Source organism: uncultured Clostridium sp., assembly GCF_934754915.1.
Classification (GTDB): domain Bacteria; phylum Bacillota; class Clostridia; order Clostridiales; family Clostridiaceae; genus Clostridium.
In genome coordinates this window covers 1-20,917 of record NZ_CAKVKB010000059.1, presented here as the reverse complement: position 1 = coordinate 20,917, position 20,917 = coordinate 1, and the positions used below count along the sequence as shown (strand labels likewise).

16 protein-coding genes are annotated in these 20,917 nt (G+C 28.0%); 1 reads left to right on the top strand and 15 read right to left on the bottom strand.

The window, feature by feature from the left end; genetic code table 11:
* Nucleotides 1-89: 89 nt before the first annotated feature.
* Nucleotides 90-827, bottom strand: coding sequence for a hypothetical protein (locus Q0F58_RS10435; protein WP_294376036.1), 738 nt, complete (start codon nucleotides 825-827; stop codon nucleotides 90-92).
* A 66-nt stretch (nucleotides 828-893) separates the two neighbouring features.
* Nucleotides 894-2,123: an NAD(P)-dependent oxidoreductase gene (locus Q0F58_RS10430; RefSeq protein WP_294376034.1), complete on the bottom strand. Its 1,230-nt coding sequence runs from the start codon at nucleotides 2,121-2,123 to the stop codon at nucleotides 894-896.
* Between the two features lie 472 nt (nucleotides 2,124-2,595).
* On the opposite strand from Q0F58_RS10430, the gene Q0F58_RS10425 reads away from it, so the two are divergent.
* Nucleotides 2,596-3,009 (top strand): EamA family transporter, encoded by a 414-nt coding sequence (locus tag Q0F58_RS10425; protein WP_294376031.1) that lies wholly within the window; start codon nucleotides 2,596-2,598, stop codon nucleotides 3,007-3,009.
* Between the two features lie 35 nt (nucleotides 3,010-3,044).
* On the opposite strand, the gene Q0F58_RS10420 is transcribed toward Q0F58_RS10425, so the two are convergent.
* The 13 genes from Q0F58_RS10420 to Q0F58_RS10360 form a co-directional block, all read right to left on the bottom strand.
* Nucleotides 3,045-3,809, bottom strand: a complete 765-nt coding sequence (locus tag Q0F58_RS10420; protein ID WP_294376028.1) for an SDR family oxidoreductase — start codon at nucleotides 3,807-3,809, stop codon at nucleotides 3,045-3,047.
* 82 nt (nucleotides 3,810-3,891) lie between these two features.
* Nucleotides 3,892-5,619, bottom strand: a complete 1,728-nt coding sequence (locus tag Q0F58_RS10415) for an amidohydrolase (RefSeq protein ID WP_294376026.1) — start codon at nucleotides 5,617-5,619, stop codon at nucleotides 3,892-3,894.
* Between the two features lie 373 nt (nucleotides 5,620-5,992).
* A complete protein-coding gene (locus Q0F58_RS10410; protein ID WP_294376020.1) occupies nucleotides 5,993-7,381 on the bottom strand; it encodes a peptidoglycan binding domain-containing protein in 1,389 nt (462 codons plus the stop codon).
* Between the two features lie 240 nt (nucleotides 7,382-7,621).
* Nucleotides 7,622-8,344: a phosphatase gene (locus Q0F58_RS10405; protein ID WP_294376018.1), complete on the bottom strand. Its 723-nt coding sequence runs from the start codon at nucleotides 8,342-8,344 to the stop codon at nucleotides 7,622-7,624.
* A 132-nt stretch (nucleotides 8,345-8,476) separates the two neighbouring features.
* A complete protein-coding gene (locus Q0F58_RS10400; protein WP_294376017.1) occupies nucleotides 8,477-9,433 on the bottom strand; it encodes a D-2-hydroxyacid dehydrogenase in 957 nt (318 codons plus the stop codon).
* Nucleotides 9,434-9,692: 259 nt separating this feature from the next.
* Nucleotides 9,693-12,053 carry a glycogen/starch/alpha-glucan phosphorylase gene (locus Q0F58_RS10395; RefSeq protein WP_294376013.1) on the bottom strand — a complete coding sequence of 787 codons (2,361 nt, stop codon included), beginning with the start codon at nucleotides 12,051-12,053 and terminating at the stop codon, nucleotides 9,693-9,695.
* A gap of 2 nt (nucleotides 12,054-12,055) precedes the next feature.
* Nucleotides 12,056-13,543, bottom strand: a complete 1,488-nt coding sequence (malQ, locus tag Q0F58_RS10390) for a 4-alpha-glucanotransferase (protein ID WP_294376038.1) — start codon at nucleotides 13,541-13,543, stop codon at nucleotides 12,056-12,058.
* 38 nt (nucleotides 13,544-13,581) lie between these two features.
* Nucleotides 13,582-14,592, bottom strand: coding sequence for a LacI family DNA-binding transcriptional regulator (locus Q0F58_RS10385; RefSeq protein WP_294376011.1), 1,011 nt, complete (start codon nucleotides 14,590-14,592; stop codon nucleotides 13,582-13,584).
* Nucleotides 14,593-14,934: 342 nt separating this feature from the next.
* The gene (locus Q0F58_RS10380; protein WP_294376008.1) at nucleotides 14,935-15,879 is read right to left on the bottom strand and encodes a CdaR family transcriptional regulator; all 945 of its coding nucleotides are present in this window, start codon (nucleotides 15,877-15,879) and stop codon (nucleotides 14,935-14,937) included.
* A 54-nt stretch (nucleotides 15,880-15,933) separates the two neighbouring features.
* Complete coding sequence (locus tag Q0F58_RS10375; protein ID WP_294376006.1) at nucleotides 15,934-17,043, bottom strand: ABC transporter ATP-binding protein; 1,110 nt, start codon at nucleotides 17,041-17,043, stop codon at nucleotides 15,934-15,936.
* Between the two features lie 267 nt (nucleotides 17,044-17,310).
* Nucleotides 17,311-18,099, bottom strand: coding sequence for a transglutaminase domain-containing protein (locus Q0F58_RS10370; protein ID WP_294376003.1), 789 nt, complete (start codon nucleotides 18,097-18,099; stop codon nucleotides 17,311-17,313).
* Between the two features lie 142 nt (nucleotides 18,100-18,241).
* On the bottom strand, nucleotides 18,242-19,894 hold the full coding sequence (locus Q0F58_RS10365) for a SpoIIE family protein phosphatase (protein ID WP_294376002.1): 1,653 nt from the start codon (nucleotides 19,892-19,894) through the stop codon (nucleotides 18,242-18,244).
* Nucleotides 19,895-19,925: 31 nt separating this feature from the next.
* A complete protein-coding gene (locus tag Q0F58_RS10360) occupies nucleotides 19,926-20,357 on the bottom strand; it encodes a hypothetical protein (RefSeq protein ID WP_294376000.1) in 432 nt (143 codons plus the stop codon).
* Nucleotides 20,358-20,917 lie beyond the last annotated feature (560 nt).

Below are 20,917 nucleotides of genomic sequence, written 5' to 3'. Positions count from 1 at the left end.
ATATATATTTTGCAAAATTAAATTGTACGCAATCAATTGTTGAATTTATTATATAAATCTGTTTACATATTGTCAATATATTTTTAAAATTATTTTACTATTATCTTAAAATCCTTCAAATTTATTTTGTATTCATTCAACATTTCTATTATTGTATTTCTAAATTCATTCTGAACAGATTTCTTTTCAACTGCTTTAATGGATTTTACAATAATATTGCTATTTTTATTTTCTTTATACTGTTTTGTAAGAATTTCCGCAGTTTTTACAAGTAAGTCATCCCAGTCATCTACCATTACAATATTATTTCCAATTTCAAATCCCTTAGGTTCCTTTCCTGAAAAATCTTTATAGATTTCTAATTCTATATTTACTGTATTAACCTCATCATCACAAGTATTTATAGCTTTAATTTCTTTTTCAATTTCTTTCTGAGAAAAATTTTTCTTTTTTTCTTCAAATTCTATAGGTTCTTTTTTTTCAGCTTCTTCTTTCATCCATTCAACATAATTTCGTATATTTTCAACTACTTCATATATAGAAATAGATGTATTTCTATATTTTTCACTCAATTTAAAATTCCTATTATCTTTTATAAGCTTGCTTGATTTATCCTCAATATAATCAATTGTATCCTCTAATATTCCTGACATATCCAAAAGTCCATTTTGAATTTGAGATGCCATATCCGGAAAATTTTTTATTATATATTCAATTGTATCTTCTGAAAATAATGTAAGTACATTGTTTGATTTGGAAATATTCTTATCAATATTTTTAATATCTGTAATACTCTGCTGAGTTTCTTCTCTTTTAAAAAAAGCCATTTAATCATCCACTCCAATCAGTAAAATATATTATCATGTTAATTTTAACATAATTTACATTTTATGTTAATTATTTTCACAATATTCTATTATTGATTGTGCAACCATCTTTGCCTGAACTACTGCCTGAACTACTGTTTTAGCTCCTGTAACAACATCTCCTGACGCAAATGTTCCTTTTTTAGTCGTGTGCCCTTTATCGTCTGTGACTAAAAGTCCCCATTTGTTGGTATTTAAATTTTCAGTATTAGATACTATATACGACCTTGGTGACTGGCTTACTGCTATTATTATTGAATCACATTGAAAAAATTCCTCTTCTCCTTGAATAATTTCTGTTAAAATTCTTCCATCCTTGCCTTTAATATTTTTTGTACATGCTATTTTTACACCATTTTCAGTAAATTCTAATGGAGATCTAAATAATTTAAATTTTATCCCATTTTCTTTTGCTTCACTTATTTCCTGTTTAGTTGCCGTCATATCTTCAAATCCTTTTCTGTAAAGCACTGTTACCTCTGATCCATTTATTTTAGCCATTCTGGTAGCATCCATTGCTACATTTCCTGCACCTATTACAGCAACTCTCTTTCCAAGCCTATAGACTTCTGGTGATTTAAGATAATCAATTGCATAATGAACATTTCCTAAAGTTTCTCCCTTTATATTTAGAGTTTTGGGATTCCATACACCAGTACCTATAAATACAGCCTTATATCCATCTTCAAACAATCTGTCCAGGGTGATTACTGGCCCTATTAACGTATTTGGTCTTATTTTTACTCCAATATCTATAAGCTTTTTCTCTAATTTATCTATAATCATTTTAGGAAGTCTGTATTCTGGTATTCCATATCTCAGAACTCCCCCAATTTTATCATGGGCATCAAAAACTGTTACTTTATATCCTTTTTGTGCTAGAATAATTGCTATTGTTATTCCTGCTGGACCACCACCTACTATAGCAATTCTATCTTTATTTCCAGATATGTTTTTCAAATCAAAATCTTCTAAATATTTTATTGAAATTTCAGCCTCAATATCATGAAATTTTACTGGTTCTCCTTTTATTCCTCTTATACAATTTCCTTTACACTGATCTTCATGTGGACATACCAATGCACATACAGCTGATAAAGGATTATTATTAAATAATATTTCACCAGCTTCATGAAACTTTCCTTGTTTATATAAATCTATTATCTCTGGAATGGGTGTGTCAATAGGACAATTATCTCTGCATCTTGGTTTTTTACATATCAGACATTTGTCTGCTTCATCTTTTAGTAATATCATTTTTTACTCCTTCTTCTTTTGTTTCTTATTTATATATTTTGTATATCTAAAAAATACATACGTTATTAAGTAAAAATATTGTTAAAATTCAGTTAAAATATTTTGAATTATATTCTATACTCTTTTCTTTCTTTAATCAAATGTATATATTGTAATTATCAACTCATGTTTAACAATTATTGAGTATATTATTTAATAACAGATACTCAATAATTATTGCAATCAATAATTATTGAGTAGAAACTTCTATGATTTCATGATTAATTTTATTTCAATATATATTTAAAATCACATATGTAGTTTTAAATATGATAATATAATTTATATAAGAACTATACATATATATTTCCATTAATTATCTGCATAAAAAATAAAATAGCTGAAAATATAAACAAATGTACTTTTAACTATAATGCTTGTAATTAATTTAAAGGAGGTTTTTAAAATTTCAAATTCAAAAGGAGAGAATCATATGTGGGTACTTTTTGCACTTCTGTCAGCTTTATTTGCTGCACTTACTTCTATACTTGCAAAAATAGGAATAGAAGGAATCAACTCTAATCTTGCTACTGCTATACGTACTGTTGTGGTTTTAGTAATGGCATGGGGAATCATCTTTTTTACTGGAACTCATTCAGAAATTTCAAACATTCAGACTAAAAGCTGGATTTTTCTAATATTATCAGGAATTGCAACAGGACTTTCATGGCTTTTTTATTACAAAGCCCTTCAATTAGGAGAAGCTTCAAAAGTTGTTCCCATTGATAAATTCAGTGTTGTAATAAGTATGGTTCTTGCATTTATAATTTTAAAAGAAGCTGTAACATTAAAAACAGTTATAGGTGGTATCTTTATTACTGCCGGTACATTTATACTCATACTTTAAAAAGAGAAGTGATGTTTATTTCATCCTTCTCTTTTTTATAAACCATTCTTTAAATTGCGTTGATATCTTCCTATAAAAGGTGTAACAATCTTCCTTGGGAGAAGAACAAATAATTTATATTGAATTCCTGGTATTATTGTTGTTTTATTTTTCATAAGCCCCTTAAATCCTTTACGTGCCACAAATTCAGGACTCATTGCATTTGAATTGTCTTTTTTTCCTGCATTTTTTGAAAAATTGGTTTTAGTAGCACCAGGACAAAGTGCAGAAACTGATATATTATAATTTTTCAACTCTTCTGCAACTGCTTCTGTAAATGAAAGAACAAAAGCTTTTGTTGCATAGTAAACAGCTGTATATGGTCCTGGATGATATGAACCTGTAGATGCTACATTTAATATTTTCCCATAATTATTTTTTACCATATCTCTTGCAAAAAATTTCGTAATATATACTAACGAATTCATGTTAAGCTGCATCATATCCTTGTCACATTTATAATCTTCTTTTAAAAACTCACCAACATATCCTGCTCCTGCATTATTGATAAGGATCTCAATTTTTAAACCATCATTTTGTATTTCATCACATAATTCTTCACATTCTCTCTCAATGCTAAAATCTTTAGAATACACATAGACATTGACTTTATATTTATATTCCAATTCACTCTTTATCTCTTTAAGTTTTTGCATATTTCTTGCTACAATAATTAAATTAAATTTATTTTCTGCAAAAACTTTTGCAAATTCATATCCAATACCACTTGTAGCTCCCGTAATCAAAACATTTCCATTCATTTTTTCACCCTGCCATAAATATACTTTTTGATATTTACATAATAATATAACTATTAGTTACATTAGTCAATCCTATACTCATTCAGACATTTGTATAAACTAAATCTCCCTCAAAATAAGTATCACATATATGAATATTCTTAATTTCTTCTGGATTTACCTCAAATATATTTTGATCTAAAACTATAAAATCAGCCTTCTTTCCAATTTCCAAACTTCCTATTTCCTTTTCTTTTCCCAATATATATGCTGCCTCAATTGTAAAACTCCTAACTGCTTGTAAAAGATTTATTTTTTCACAAGGATTCAATCTATATTGGGGTTTAGTCATTATATTTTGATTTTTTGCTAGACCGCTTTTAAAATCGCATAAATTTCTAGTCATACTGCACCATATTCCTTTTAAGGGAGATATATTTTCATTTCTATAATGTTCTGATGCTCCTGCTGTAATAATATTATTTTCAATCAGACTTCTGTATGGATATAACCTTTGTACTCTTTCTTCTCCTATTGACCTATATTGTTCTTCTGCGCACCTTTGATTTTGATAATGCCAGAATGGAATTATTATTGCATTTATGTTTAAGAGCTTCATTCTTCTTATATAATATTTTGTAATTAAATCAAGATGAGCTATTGAATTTCTGCATTTATTATAATTATTATTTTTTTGTGAATATTCAATCCCATCTATAGCTGCTCTACATCCATTATCTCCACAACATTCAATTACTGCATCAAAATCAAGTCTATTAGCCATTTTTATTGCTTCTTTAAATTCTAAAAATTCCCACTTAAATCTTCCCGAATATTCATTATTACAATTTTTATACGGCTTAAATAAAAATGCATCATGAGTCTCAATCAATCCATCACCCTTAAAACATATTCTTGTTATGTCAAAATACCGGCTTTTATAAATTATTTTTAATCTCTTAATCTCATGAACCTGTTCATAAATACTCTTTTTTTCTATTTCATAAGGAAACATTTTTATTCCGTAATTTATTCTAAGTTTTAGTTTATCTTTAATTTCTGCTAATCTGTAAATGTCAAAGGGTATGTCAATTGAACTGCTTTCTACAAGTCCTATTGATGTTATCCCATTTGAATGAAGTTCATTCTGAAATCTTAAGAACCCCTCTAAATACTCTTTATTGCTATATCTATTGAATTTTTCCATCTGTATAATTTTTTTTGCATTTCCTTTAAGAATCCCCCAAAGCTCTCCTCTCTCATCTAGTTCAATTATTCCTCCAATAGGAGATTCTAAATTCTTATTTATTTTATAATATTCAAATCCTTTATCATTAAGCCATAACATTGATCCTGTAATGTCCTCTAATACAATTGGTATTTTAAAAGATAAATCATTCAGATATTTTTTATATGGTCCCTTAAAAAACTCTTCAGTGTAAGGCATTTTATTATTATCCCATCCATATCCATAAATAAATTCTTTATTAGAATTAGAATATTTATTTATATAATCATGTACATCTGATAGATATTCATCTAAACAGCTGCATCTGCATAAATTCAATTCATCATCTTTCTTTATAAATTCTTTAGGAAAACTTGTGTAAGCATCAATAAATCCCGGCAAGACTGCTCTATGTTTTAAATCTATGATTATTGTATTGTTTTCTATAAGATTCATAGCCTCATTATTAGTCCCTAAAAATACAATTCTTCCCTGACTTATACCCATGGCTTCATATACGTTTCCTTTTTTATCTATTGAATATATAATTCCATTTACAAACATCTTTTCTATTGTAAGTATATTCTTATTACCTAAATACATGATTATCTCCCCAATCTCATCATCATTCTATTTAACTGCTATTATGTCTATATTTATGACAATGAATGATAAAATTCTTGCAAGATTTCTTTGATTAATTATGTTTCAGACTTTGTTTTACATATATCATACAGTTTTAATCTTGCAGCATATATATTTAAGTTATGTAATACATATAAATAATATGATTTAAATTTAAAATATGACTTTTATATATAAAAAAATCTGCTTCGCAGACTGTGTGTTTCTGCCCCCTTCAAAAGTTATCCACAGATTGTTCGAAAATATAATTTCCTATAGAATAAAAAAACGAGAGATAGTTTTTAACCATCTCTCATTTTTAACAATTGATTTTATAAAAAATTTTATTATTTTAATAATAACAAACAATAGGAGTACCCTCATCAATATTATTGAATATTATATTTGCAAGATTATATGGAGCATTTACACAGCCGTGAGATCCTCCTGTAACATATATGTTTCCTCCAAAACTGCCTCTCCATGTTGCATCATGAATTCCTATTCCACCATTAAAAGGCATCCAAAAACTTACAGGTGTACTATATCCTTCACCTTTAAGTGTTGCATTTCTTTCTTTATAATCTAATTTATACACTCCTCCAGGAGTTCCATTTCCATTGCTTATATTTCCTGATACTATTGGACCTTCTGCAATTACTGCCCCATCTTTATAAAACCATAAATGCTGCCCTGATAAACTTACTTCAACATAAGTATTTCCAATGTCATCTGCTTCATTACAGAAAGGTACTTGAGAATATTTAGGTTCCCTTGATTCTGTTTTTCCTCCCTCAATACTATCTGCTATATATTCTGTCTCTTCAGATACATCTACCTTTCGTCCATAATCTCCACCACTTATAGATATATTGCTGCCACCAGTAGTGACAAATTCTCTTGTCTTTCCTACAGTATCATATTTTTGAGCCAGTTCCAAAACATATTTTTTTATTTTATCTTTATTAATAGTAACATTATAATCACTATCCACATCTAAAAATTCTCTTATTTTATCTCCATCTAAAACTTCCTTTTCATTACCTATATTATAATTAATCTCTGTTGATACATATTTATCAAGAATATTTTTTGCTTCAACTATTTCTTGAGATTCAGATGTGAATCTTGGTTTTTCATAACATCCTGATTCATCTATATCAATAAATGTCTTTCCATTTTCAATAGCATTTTTTATAGCCTCTGTTACTTTATCTTTAGCTGCTTTATTTCCATCACTTTCTTTTAAAATCGTATAATTTCCATTATCATACTGCAATATTGGATTTTTAGGTTCTTCAATATTATCTGGCTTAAAACATGAAAATTTATTGATGATTTCTTCAAGTTTATTCTCATCAAAATATACTAATTCTGATGCAGTGTATTCATTATGACTAAATACTGATTTAATCCACCCAAGAGGATTTTGTGAATCCTTAAACTGTTGTATTGTTTCATTTTTGTCATACAGTAGATTTATGTCACTAGACCTTATTGTTTCATTAAATCCATTTCTTCCCTTTATACTCAATTCATATATCTCAGACTGATTCACCATTTCATTAAATGCTTCATCTACAGTTTTTCCTGATACACTAATACAGTTAATAGTAGAACCTGGGTTGAATCTGTTAATAAAAAATATAGATGTCCCTACATACATGGCCAAAATAGCTCCACCTATAACAATTCCACCTATAAATATTTTCTTATTATTACTACTCTTCTCCAATTCCATGTTTCTCTCCACCCCCACATATAATTATACCAAAATATGGTAATTAAAAGGGATGTTTTTTCTTTATTAACATAAAATATTTATTTTCATTTTTCTTTTATATTCATTCTCAGTCAATATAATATTCAACCTTTCTACATTATTCATTTCTTATATTATTATAAGGAAAATTAATCAGAACATATAAAAAATAAAAGAACTGTTGACATAAAGTATTACAACAGCCCTTACTTCAAACAATTAAATTATTTTTCTTCCTCTTGATCTTAAAAAATCTATCATATTTTCAGGAGTTGAATTCATAATTCTTTCTTCAGGAAAATCAATTGATTCAAGCATATTTACAGCTTCAGTGAATTCTCCTATTTTAGTACAAAAATGTGCATCGCTATTCATTATAATCATATTTCCATTTTCTTTACACAACTGTGCTATCTTTGTACAGTTTCCAAGACTTCCCACCCTTGATGTAGTAAATGAACTATTATTTATTTCAATTAAGACATTATTTTCTTTTGCACATTTAACTATTTTTTCAAAATCTACTGGTATTTTAGGATTTCCAAGATGGCCTACTATATCAATTTTTCCACTCTTAATCACATTTATAAATGCTTCAGTATTTTCTTCTAAAGTTCCTATCTTATAAACTTCTTCATGAATACTTCCTATTACAACATCAAGTTTTTCTAATGTTTCATCATCCATATCAAGATTTCCGTCATAATCAATTATATTTGCTTCAACTCCATAAAGCATAGTAACTCCATACATTTCTCTTGGAAGTACCTTATAATTATGAAAGTACCATATATGAGGTGAATGAGGCATTGTACAACCATGTTCAGTTGTTCCCAATACTTTTATTCCCTTTTCACTTGCAGCCTTTGCATTTTCCATTAAAGTAGAATATGCATGACCACTTACAATTGTATGTGTGTGTACATCTAAAGCATACTTCATAAATTATTTCCTCTTTTCTCGATTATATATATTTTTTTCAAAAGATTTAAAATTTATTTGATATATGTAAAATACAAAGTTTAAAATGTAATTACAATATATTCTAATACATAAAACATAATCTTATTTTTATTAATCAACCCTATTTCTACGCTCTCCACTGTTAAATGCACTTATATTTTCAAGAAGATCATCAAATAATCTTTTTCTTGCTTCTTCACTAGCCCATGCAACATGTGGTGTCATAATAAGTTTTTCTTTGTTTCTAACACTTAGAAGTGGATTATCACATGGTATTGGTTCTACTTCGAATACATCAAGAGCAGCACCTCCTATAATCCCTTCATCAATAGCTCTTGCAAGATCCTCATCAACAACTATAGGCCCTCTTCCTACATTTATAAGTATAGCATCATTCTTCATTTTAGATAACGCTTCATAATTTATGAGTCCTTTTGTTTTTTCGTTCAATGGTGCATGTATAGATATAACATCAGATTTCTCTAATAATTCATCAAAATTAACCTGTGCAAAATCAGAATCTGCATTTTTGCCACTTGTTGAATAATATATTACTCTTGCTCCAAATGCCTGAGCTATTTTGGCAACTCTTTTTCCTATTGCTCCAAGTCCTATTATCCCCCATACTTTTCCGCATAAATCATTATAAGTCATTTCTAAATTAGTAAACATTCCACTTTTTGAATATTCTCCACTTTTAACAAAATTATCAAAATAATTTAAATTATCATATAAGTGAAGGAGCATTGCAAATGTATGCTGTGCCACAGTGTTTGTTGAATAACCAGCAACATTTGTTACTGCAATATTGTTTTTCCTTGCATAATCTAAATCAATATTATTATATCCTGTAGCCATTTCACATATTAATTTTAGGTTTTCAGCATTTTTTAAATCCTTTTCTTTTAACACAACTTTATTAGTAAGAACAATATCAGCTTCTTTAATTCTTTCTGAAATCATATCTTCACTTGTCATATCATAATATATTACCTGCCCGAATTCATTAAGTTTAATATAATCAACATTTCCAAGAGTTTTACCATCTAATACAACTATTTTTTTCATAATTACAACCTCTCTTCCAACCACATTTAATTCTTATACTATTACAAAATTAAAATTAATCTAATTTATATATGTTTCACTAATAAAACTACATAATGATTAAATTACATTTTCTACTAAGATAATCATAGCTTAATTAAATTTAAATGTAAACTTTAATTAAAACATTTGTACGCTTTATGTATTAATAATTTTTAAAATAAAACCTGCAGATATAGAATGTTAATAATCTGCAGGTTTTATATCTAATATTTTTTAGTTATCTGATTGGATAAGGCTTTATATCCCAGATTTCATTTGCATATTGTTTTATTGTTCTATCACTTGAAAATTGTCCTGCATTTGCAAGGTTTGCAAGACATTTTTTAGCCCAATTCTTTTTGTCTTTATAATCTTCAAATACTTTTTCTTCTGTCTGTTTGAAAGATTCAAAATCAGCTAATAAATAATATTGATCCCTTTCTTCCAATAATGCATTATAAAGATCTTCAAAATATCCAGTTCCTCCATCATCTAATGTTCCATTGATAAGTGTATCAACAGTTCTCTTAATAGATGGATCATTTGCATAATATGATCTAGGATCATAGCTGTGTTTAATTTTTTCTATATCTTCAACTCTAAGACCAAAGATATAGTTATTTTCTTCTCCACTAGCTTTAACAATTTCAATATTTGCACCATCATAAGTACCAAATGTAGGTGTTGCATTTAACATGAACTTCATATTACCTGTACCAGATGCTTCCTTACCAGCTGTTGAAATTTGTTTAGACAAATCTGAACCTGGGAACAGCTTCTGTGCATAAGATACTCTGTAGTTATGTACAAACACAACTTTTATCTTCTTAGATGCCTGTTCATCACTATCTATCAAGTTTGCTATTTCGTTTATGAATTTAACTATTCCTTTTGCCCTTCTATATCCTGGGAATGCTTTAGCTCCAAATATAAAAGTAGTCTTAGGAATATCTAAATCTGGATTTTCTTTAATTCTATAATATAAATCAAGAATATAAAGTGCATTCAATAATTGTCTCTTATATTCATGCAGTCTCTTTATCTGAATATCAAAGAATGAATCTGGATCTACAATAATTCCTTCTTCCTGTTTTATATATGCAGCTAATTGTACCTTCTTTTCATGTTTAATATCCATAAGTCTTTCAAGAACTTCATCATCATCAATGTATTTTTCAAGGCCCTTTAATAAATCTAGATTCTTAACCCATTCTTCAGTTCCAAGAAGTTCTGTAATAAATTCTGATAACTCAATATTACATAATCTAAGCCATCTTCTAGGAGTTATTCCATTAGTCTTATTCTGGAATTTATTAGGATATAAATTATACCAGTTATTTAATTCATGTTTCTTTAATATCTCTGTATGAAGTGCTGCAACACCATTAACTGCTTTTCCTACATATATAGCTAAATTAGCCATTCTTATCTGATCATTTGCAACAATTCTAAAGTTCCATATTGATCCTTCATCATAACCTTTCTGTCTTAATTCATTCATAAGAGCATCATCTATTGCATATGCAATTTGAAGAATTCTTGGGAATAATCTATCTATTAATCTTATATCCCATTTTTCTAATGCTTCTGCAAGAATTGTATGATTTGTATATGCAAAGAATTCTTTTGCAATTCCTAAAGCTGTTGTAAACTCAACATTCTCTTCGTCCACTAATATTCTCATAAATTCAAGGATAGATATTGTTGGATGTGTATCATTTAATTGCGCTACATTTAATCTAGCAAACTCTGAAAAATCACTTCCATACTTAGTCTTATATTTCTTTATAATATCCTTCATAGATGCACTTGAAAAGAAATACTGCTGTCTTAGCCTTAATATCTTTCCTGCTTCTGCTGTATCATTTGGATATAATACCCTTGAAATATCTTCTGCTTTATTTCTTGCTGACACAGCTTCTATATATTGCTGATTATTGAAAAGATTAAAATCAAATTCCTTTAACGCTTCACACTGCCATAATCTCAATGTGTTTATATTATGTGTTCCATATCCTATTATTGGTACATCATAAGGAACTGCCTTAACAGTCATATCAGAAAATTTTATTATCTGTGTTTCATCATCTTTTCTTATACTCCATGCCTCACCATATTTAAGCCATGTATCTTCGCATTCTGTCTGGAATCCATTTTCTATGTTCTGTTTAAACAAACCATTGCTGTATCTTATTCCATATCCCATTAAAGGCATATCCAAAGTTGCTGCTGATTCTATAAAGCAGGCTGCTAATCTTCCAAGACCACCATTACCAAGTCCGGCATCTTCTTCAATTTCTTCAATTCTGTTTAAATCAATTTTCATTTCAGCCAATACTTCTTTAACTTCATCATATAATCCAAGATTCATAAGATTATTTCCCAAAGCTCTTCCCATTAAATATTCAGCTGATAAATAATATGCCATTCTACCTTTTCCATAAGTATCAGTAGTTTCATTCCAGTCATCAACTATTTCTTCCAAGATTGTTAATGATACTGCATTAAAAATCTCATAATCTTTTGCATCTTTTAATCTAACACCATGTTTTACCTTTAAGTATCTCTCAATACCGTCTTTTATTTTTTGTTTATCCACAATTATTCACACCTTCCATAAATTTTAGTTAATCTATATATTTTTTTTGCTAACTCATCTGTAAACACATCATCTTTAGCTCTCCAGCTCCAATTGCCTGCTAAAGTTGAAGGTCTGTTAATCCTTGCTTCATTTCCAAGATTAAAAAAATCCTGCATAGCTGCTATGGAAGTACGTGCTATACTGCTCCATACCCCTCTTATAATTCCCCAGTTATATCCCTCTTTTTCTGTAAGATTTAAATATTCAATAGCTTTATCAATTTCTTCTTTTGAACCTGTAACTTCAATCCATCCTCTCGCTGTATCATTATCATGAGTGCCTGTATAAGCAATACAGTTTTTCTCATAATTATGAGGAAGATGTGGATTTCTACTATCGCCACCAAAAGCAAATTGAATTATTTTCATTCCTGGAAATCCTGTTTCTTCTTTAAAATCCAGAGTTTCTTGTGTTAAATATCCTAAATCTTCAGCTATAATATCTATTTCTCCAAGTTTATCTTTTATTGCATTAAATAATTTCATTCCTGGTCCTTTTACCCATTTTCCATTTTTAGCTGTTTTATCCCCATAAGGAACTGACCAGTATGCTTCAAATCCTCTAAAGTGATCCATTCTCAGAATATCATATAAGTTTAAACTTGCTTTTATTCTGTTTATCCACCAAGTAAATTTTGTTTTTTCTAAATAACTCCAATCATACACAGGATTTCCCCATAACTGTCCATCTTCTGAAAAAGCATCTGGAGGACATCCTGATACCTTTAATGGTTTAAGAGTATCCTGATCCATTAAGAATATTTCTGGATTACTCCATACATCAGAACTATCCTGAGCAAGATATATAGGTATGTCCCCTATTATCTTTATTCCCTTATCATTTGCATATTTCTTTAGCTTTTTCCATTGTTTAAAAAATTCATATTGAATAAACTTCCAATAATTAATTTCGTCTTTCAGTTTATCTTTATATTTTTCTAATGTTTCTTTGTCTCGGCATTTCAATTTTTCATCCCATTCATTCCAAGAAATAAAATTAAATTCATATTTCAATGCCATGAACATACTATAATCATCAATCCAGTCAGATTCAGATTCTATAAAATTTTTAAACTGTTCATTGTTGTCTGCTTGAAAGTTTTTATATGCTTTTCTTAATACCTTCATTTTTTCAGTAAACATAAGACCATAATCAACAGCTTCAGGGTTATCTCCAAAGTTTTTATTGTCATAATCTTCTTTAGCTAGAAGTCCCTCTTCTCTTAAGATATCAAAATCTATGAAATATGGATTCCCAGCAAAAGCTGAAAATGCCTGATATGGCGAATCTCCATAACTGGTCTGCCCAAGTGGCAGTATCTGCCAATATTTCTGTCTGCTTTTGTGTAAAAAATCACAAAATTCATATGCACATTTTCCCAATGTTCCTATTCCATATTTTCCTGGTAATGATGATATATGCATAAGAATACCGCTTCCTCTTTCAATATCCAATTTTTATACCTCCCATACCCTAATAAATAGTTTTATATCTTAAAACATGAATCCCTTTTTACAAGTTCTGTATCAAGAATTATATGTTTATTTCCCATATCTGTATTCATCAATGAGAACAATAATTCAATACTTATTTCAGCCATTTCTCTTTTGGGTTGTTTAACTGTTGTAATGCTAGGATTATAATATTGGCTCTCAATCATACCATCAAACCCTATTACAGATATATCTTTAGGTACATTTAAATTATTATCTATAGCAGCTTTCATTACTCCAATAGCCATAATATCCGATAACGCAAAAATTGCTGTAACATCCTTTCTTTTATTTAATAGTTCACATACCTTTTCATATGCTTTATCACATCTATATTCTCCACTTACTATAAGTTCATCATCAACTTCTAAATTATTATCTTCAAGTGCCTGTTTATATCCCTTAAAACGCCACCAGCTTACTCCCATATCATTTTCTTCTCCCAATACAAGTGCTATCTTTCTGTGACCATTATTTATAAGATAATCAACAGCATTATAAGCACTTTTAAAATTGTCTATTCCAACTGATGAATAATATTGTTTGCCTTTTTCAGAAATAGTATTTACTGATGTTAATACTATTGGAATATTTAACTCTAAAAAACTTCCTTCTTCAATTTCTGTAAAATTTCCTCCAAGACATATGACTCCTTGAAGCCTTTTTTCCTTTACAAACCCAATTAAACCCTCAACATCTTGATAAATATTAAAATAATTCTGTTGAAGTATCATGGTATATCCATGTTCTTCAATAATCTTCCCAATAATATTTGTCATTTCAGAAAAAAAAGGATTGAATACACCTTTAACAAGTACTCCTATATTTTTTAGGTTATTCTGCTTTAATATTCTTGCACTGTTATTTGGTATATAATTGCTTTCTTTTATTATTTGTAATATCTTTTCTCTAGTACTTTCCTTAACATCCGGATGATTATTAATCACTCTAGATACAGTACTTACTCCCACGCCAGCAAGTCTTGCAACATCTTTTATGTTCATTGTTTCTTTCTCCTAATGTTATAATTGAATTTATTTGGCTTGTTCATTATCCTTTTACTAAATTATACTATATTTTCTATGATTTTTTATTATATTTTAATAAAAAATACTTTTAAAATATAATATTGATATTACTAAATATTATATTCATCCTTTTTTCAATAATTCTATTTTATCCTTTTTACTTTTTATATCAATATTATGTTAACAAATCTTTCCATGACACACAATAAATTTTTTACATTTTTCTTATTAACAGACATTTATTTCTGAACAATTTATAAAAATAAACAAAAAGTCTTTTTTGAGATTTTCTCAAAAAAGACTTTTCTTACATATCAATTACATATTTCTTTTTCTTTTCCATATTGCAAAAGCAATCTTAAATATAGCAGCATCATTAAATTTTCTTATATCATAAGATGTATATTTTTGAATTTTATCAAGCCTGTATATTAAAGTATTTCTATGTACATACAGTTTCTTGGCAGCTTCACTTAAATTAAGATTTAATTCAAAGAAAACATCAATACTCTGTATAATATCATTATCAAGTTTTTCAAATCCTTCATAGAACTTTTCCATAATTCTATTCTTTTCTTCATCACTTAGATTATCTACTATACTTTCAAACATTAAACTATCCTTATCAAAAATTCTTCCTGAGACATTGTATTTTTCAGCTAAGCTTAACTTATATCTGCATAATTCAAAGTTTTCTTTTAATGAATTATAATCAGTAATCTGAATATAACTTACAAAACATTTTCTATATATTGAAGTATATATAGTTTCATTAATACTAAATGTATGTTCCTGAATGTTTTCAAAACTTCCTAAAAGAATTATATAATCCTTAAACATAAATATCAGAATTTCTGTATTGATATATATATCTTTTAATATTTGTAAAGCTTCATCACTTTTTTCTTGTACTTTTACAACAATCAGATATGAATCTTCCTTAAACTGTTTTGTATTTTCTTTAATTATTTCATCTGGAATATTTATTCCATTTAATAAATCAATTATTATTTTTTCAGAATCTGTACTATATTCACAATATTTATCTTTAATACAAAACTTTAATAACTGTACAGCACCCTTAAATAAAACTGGCACTACAAGCTTAAATTTATCCGAGCCTAGTAAAAATTCTTCTTCTTCTAAATCTGACTGAAAATATACAGGATCAGCCTCAAATATTACTCTATTGTTATTATATACCTTAAAGGGTATTTTACAATTATTATATACTTTCTCCAAATACTGATCTAATCCTGACATTTTCCTCACCTCGTATTTATAATTAATACATCTTTGAGCTAATATATAGAAATACTAGCAGATTCTTAATTCTGACTCTTTGTCAAATACATGTATCTGGTCATTTTGAACATGTAATTTAATCTTATCCTTTGGTTCAAACTTAGTGCTTCCTTCTACTTTTGCAGTCATGTTTGTATTTCCTGCCTTAAAGTAAATGAAACTTTCTGCACCCATTCTTTCAACTACTTCTACATCACCTGAAATTGTATTTCCATCAGCACTGTTAACTAATTCTTCTGAATCACTTAAATGTTCTGGTCTTATACCAAATACAACTTCCTTATTGATATATCCTTTATCTTTTAATACTTTAGCTTTTTCTGCTGGTAATTCAATCTTATTTCCTTCAAAGCTACAGTATACTTTTCCACCCTCTTCTACTGCTATTCCATTAAGTAAATTCATTTGAGGGCTTCCTATAAATCCTGCAACAAATAAATTACTTGGAGCATTGTATATATTAAGTGGTGTATCAACTTGTTGAACTATACCATCTTTCATAACAACGATTCTTGTACCCATTGTTAATGCTTCTACCTGGTCATGTGTTACATATATAAATGTTGTTTCTAACTCTTGATATAATTTTGATATTACAGTTCTCATTTGAACTCTTAATTTAGCATCAAGATTTGATAATGGTTCGTCCATTAAGAATACCTTAGGTTCTCTGACAATAGCACGTCCAAGAGCAACTCTCTGTCTTTGACCACCTGATAAAGCTTTTGGCTTTCTGTCTAATAAATGTTCTATATCTAATTTTCTAGCTGCATCTCTAACTTTTCTATCTATTTCTTCTTTAGGTGCTTTTCTTAATTTTAATGCAAAAGCCATATTATCATAAACTGTCATATGAGGATATAAAGCATAGTTTTGGAAAACCATTGCTATATCTCTTTCCTTTGGTTCAACATCATTAACTAATTTTCCACCTATATATAATTCACCTTTTGATATTTCTTCAAGTCCTGCAATCATTCTTAAAGTTGTTGATTTACCACAACCAGATGGTCCAACAAATACAATAAACTCTTTATCTTCTATTTCTAAATTAAAATCTTTAACTGCTGTAACATCTCCTGAATAAATTTTATAAATATGTCTTAATGATAAATCTGCCATAATAATGACCTCCCATTTAATTAATCTCTAATTTTTTTATATTCCTATAAATTTATAATTTCATTTTACTTTTGATATAAAATTCCTGTGATTAACTTCTTCACATCTTTTATGTATTTATTTTACTATATGTAATCCTTTAAAGCCATACGGAAAATTTACAAATCTAATCTATCTTTTTTGTAAGAATATATAAAGGGAAATAATAGAAATCCTGAATAGTTATGTAATATTACACACCATTCAGGATTTTTATTTAAAAATATTTTATAGATCTTTGTAATTTTCCAAAGCTGAATTATACATTTTACTGTCCCATTTATAATTATTGTTTATAAGAAATTCATCACTTACAAGAAAATATTTATTTCTATTTGCTACACTATCATTATTAGTAATATCTAATTGATACCATTTTCCATCAATTTCAACAATATTCCATGAATGTGCTATTCCTTTTGCTGTTCCTACTATTATCCTGTTACTTATGCCTGCATAATTTAACATTTTATAAGCAGTCATTGCATATCCCTGACATACTGCTTCTGAAGTAGTGAGTGCAGAATATACACTAAGTGATTTCAAATCATTGTCATATTCATATCTTTCTATTATATAATCATTTATAGCTTTAACTTTTTCATAATCAGACATATTATCATTTATAATTGAGTGTACTGCTTTCTTAAGCTCTCTGTCAATATAATTTTCTTCATCTTTATTGCACAAATACTTGATATTTAATGTTGTTTTTATCCCTTCTTTTGTATCATGTGCTTTAGGTTTGATTTCAGTCCATGATCTCTCAAGATAATCATCATCTGAATATGCCTGCTTTAAAACATCTTTAAGTTTTTCTGCATAACCATTACTGTCTCCTTTGTAAGTAAATTCTATTTCCGTTTTTCTATCTATCATATTTTCATATACATAATTCTTTACATCATCCCAATCTGAAAACACTTCATAAGCATATGATGGTGTTGTCATAAAAAAAGTCTGTATAAATATAAGTGTTGATAAAATATATTTTTTATATTTAGACCAAACTATCACACTCTTCATCCTTTCGTGTCTTTACTTTTCACTATAATAGTACAATAACAAATCATATTATTGGTACTATTATTTAATCTTCTAAAATTTATTTACTCCAATATTGCTCTATTTGCCTCAATTCTCAATAATTCCTTCTATTCTAATTCATTCTTTCATTGTTATTAATCCTAAGTGCAAGCATAGTAATATCGTCAAACTGAGGTGCTTCTCCTGCAAATTCATTTACTCTGTTTCTTATAAATTCAATCAAATCTTTTGGATCTGAAGTTTTACTATCAATAACAGCCTTTTCAAGCCTTTCCTGTTTGAAGAATTCACCATTTACATTATTTGCTTCAGGAACACCATCTGTATAAATAAGAATTGTGTCTCCTTCATCAAGAATCATTTCATTTAATATATATTGAGTTCCCTCCATACCAGCAAGCATAATTCTCTTTTTCGAAGGTTTAATATATTCTATACTTCCATCTTTTTTCCTTAATATAGGATTATCATGTCCTGCGTCACAGAATGATAATTTTCTTTTTTCCAAATCATAAATTCCAATCCACGCAGTTGTAAATAATTCAGCATCATTTCCCTCACATAAATCATTATTAGCTTTATTGAAAATTTCTTCAGGAGATAATTTCATCATTGCATAATTTTTGATTATTGTTTTTGAAATCACCATAAACAATGCTGCTGGAACACCTTTTCCTGATACATCCCCAATCACAATTGCAAGATGGGTTTTGTCAATCATAAAGAAATCATAAAAGTCCCCTCCTACTTCTTTGGCAGGATTCATTGTTGCATATAGATCAAACTCTTTAAATTCAGGATATGGAGGAAATATTCTTGGAAGCATATTAGCTTGGATTGCTGTAGCTACACTTAATTCTGCACCTATTCTATGCTTTTCTTTTTCCACGTCAAGAAGATTAATCATATATTTTTTCAAATTTACAGCCATATTATAAAGAGAATCTGAAAATTCTTCTATTTCATCACCAGTATGAATTTGAGATTTTTCTATATTTATATCTTCTGGATGATTAGCCCTATTCTCTAAATCTGCTAAATATTCAGATTGAATTTTTAATGTTTTTATTGGTTTTATTATTCGTTTATTAAGCCAGTAATATAATATTCCAAGAAATACAGCTGTAATTATAGTACCTCCAATAAAAATTCCTGTTGTATATTCCTGAAGAGTACTTGTCACTTCATTCATAGCTATATCTATTGACAATACTGCAATAGGCTCTCCATTACTATTAAGAAGAGGTTTCATAGCTGTATACATATGTCCAAATTCTGTTTCATTGGCATAATACTCTATCTTATCTTTATTTTTCATATTCTGAATGTACATCTGGGCAACTTCTTTTTTATATTCACTTCCTGAAGGTTTTCCAAGATATGATTGATTGTTTACTATCTTTTTTTCTTCTTCTGTCATTCCAATCATTACATACTTCATATTATCATAATCTGAATCATTTACAGGAATAATTATATATATGTATTTTATATCAAAACAATTTTTCAAATTATTTAAATATTCCTGCATTTTGTCATATCCTTCTGATGTTTTATTTTCATTTATACATTTTTCAAGTTCATCATTATCAAGTTCAGTCATGGTAATATTCATAACCCCTTCAAGATATGAGCGATATTTTTCAATCATACTTTTTTTATAAATTATGTATCCTCTGATTCCAATCATACTGCTCAATAAAAAAGCAAATAATATAGAAGCAGTTATTAAATTTGTACTAAGCTTTTTTCTATTTTTCTTCACAAAAACACATCCCTCAAACTTAATTGCTTTTTTATTTATCATTCATCCTATGATAATAATCTTCAACTGTTATATACTCTTTATATCTGCAGTCTGTTTCGAAAATAGTATTAATTCCATCATCACTTACTCTTTCAGGATAAAGAATAGGAACCATATTTATTACATTTTTATGTGCCATTCTGCATTTTCTATATGAATCACTTTCATCAATGCTGTTTACCATAATAATATTGGGTATATCAAACAGATAATATGGCAGTGCTGGCATTGAAATATAGTCTTTTATTGATTCCAGCTTTTCTGGTATTTTAGTTATTTTTCTAAGAACATTATGTACTTCAATATATTTTTTTCTTTTTGAATAATATTTCTCACAGGCTTCTTTATTTCTTTCATGAAGCACAACAATTTTAATCTTTGGATACTGCTTTTTTAAAATTTCAACTGCCTCAAGATACATATCAGTTATTTTATAAGCAATTTTTCTAAACCTGTTAAGTATATTTTTTTTCTTTTCTTCATCTACTTTTTGCAGTAATGCTGATAAATATTTAACATATGATAAATCTGGAAGTGGAATTGTAATAGGTGCATTAATTTTATCTGCTAATTCAAAAAGATATAGTATACTGTCAAATTCCTGAGTAGTAAGTTTCTCTTTGTTGTTTGTGAAATCAATATCCTCTATTTCATTTTCACTTAAAAATTCTCTTATATTTATTTCAATATTCCGTTACTAAAAACTTATAAAAATCTATAAAAAATTATAAAATCTTATGTTTTATTCCTTTTTCATTGTATCTGTTTTGGTAATAGATAAATCTAAAACTACTCACATTGGTATGATACTCCAAAGGCGTAAATTCCCGACTAACGTATCGGTACATATCAATAGTGTTGTTTAAGGTAACTAAGCTATTGATTTACCATAGTTAAAAAGATTTATACTTGCTATCTACAGGTATTCTGTTTTTCTCAGCAAGTCTTATCCAGTTTAGTTTCTGTTTATTTTTCTTTCTA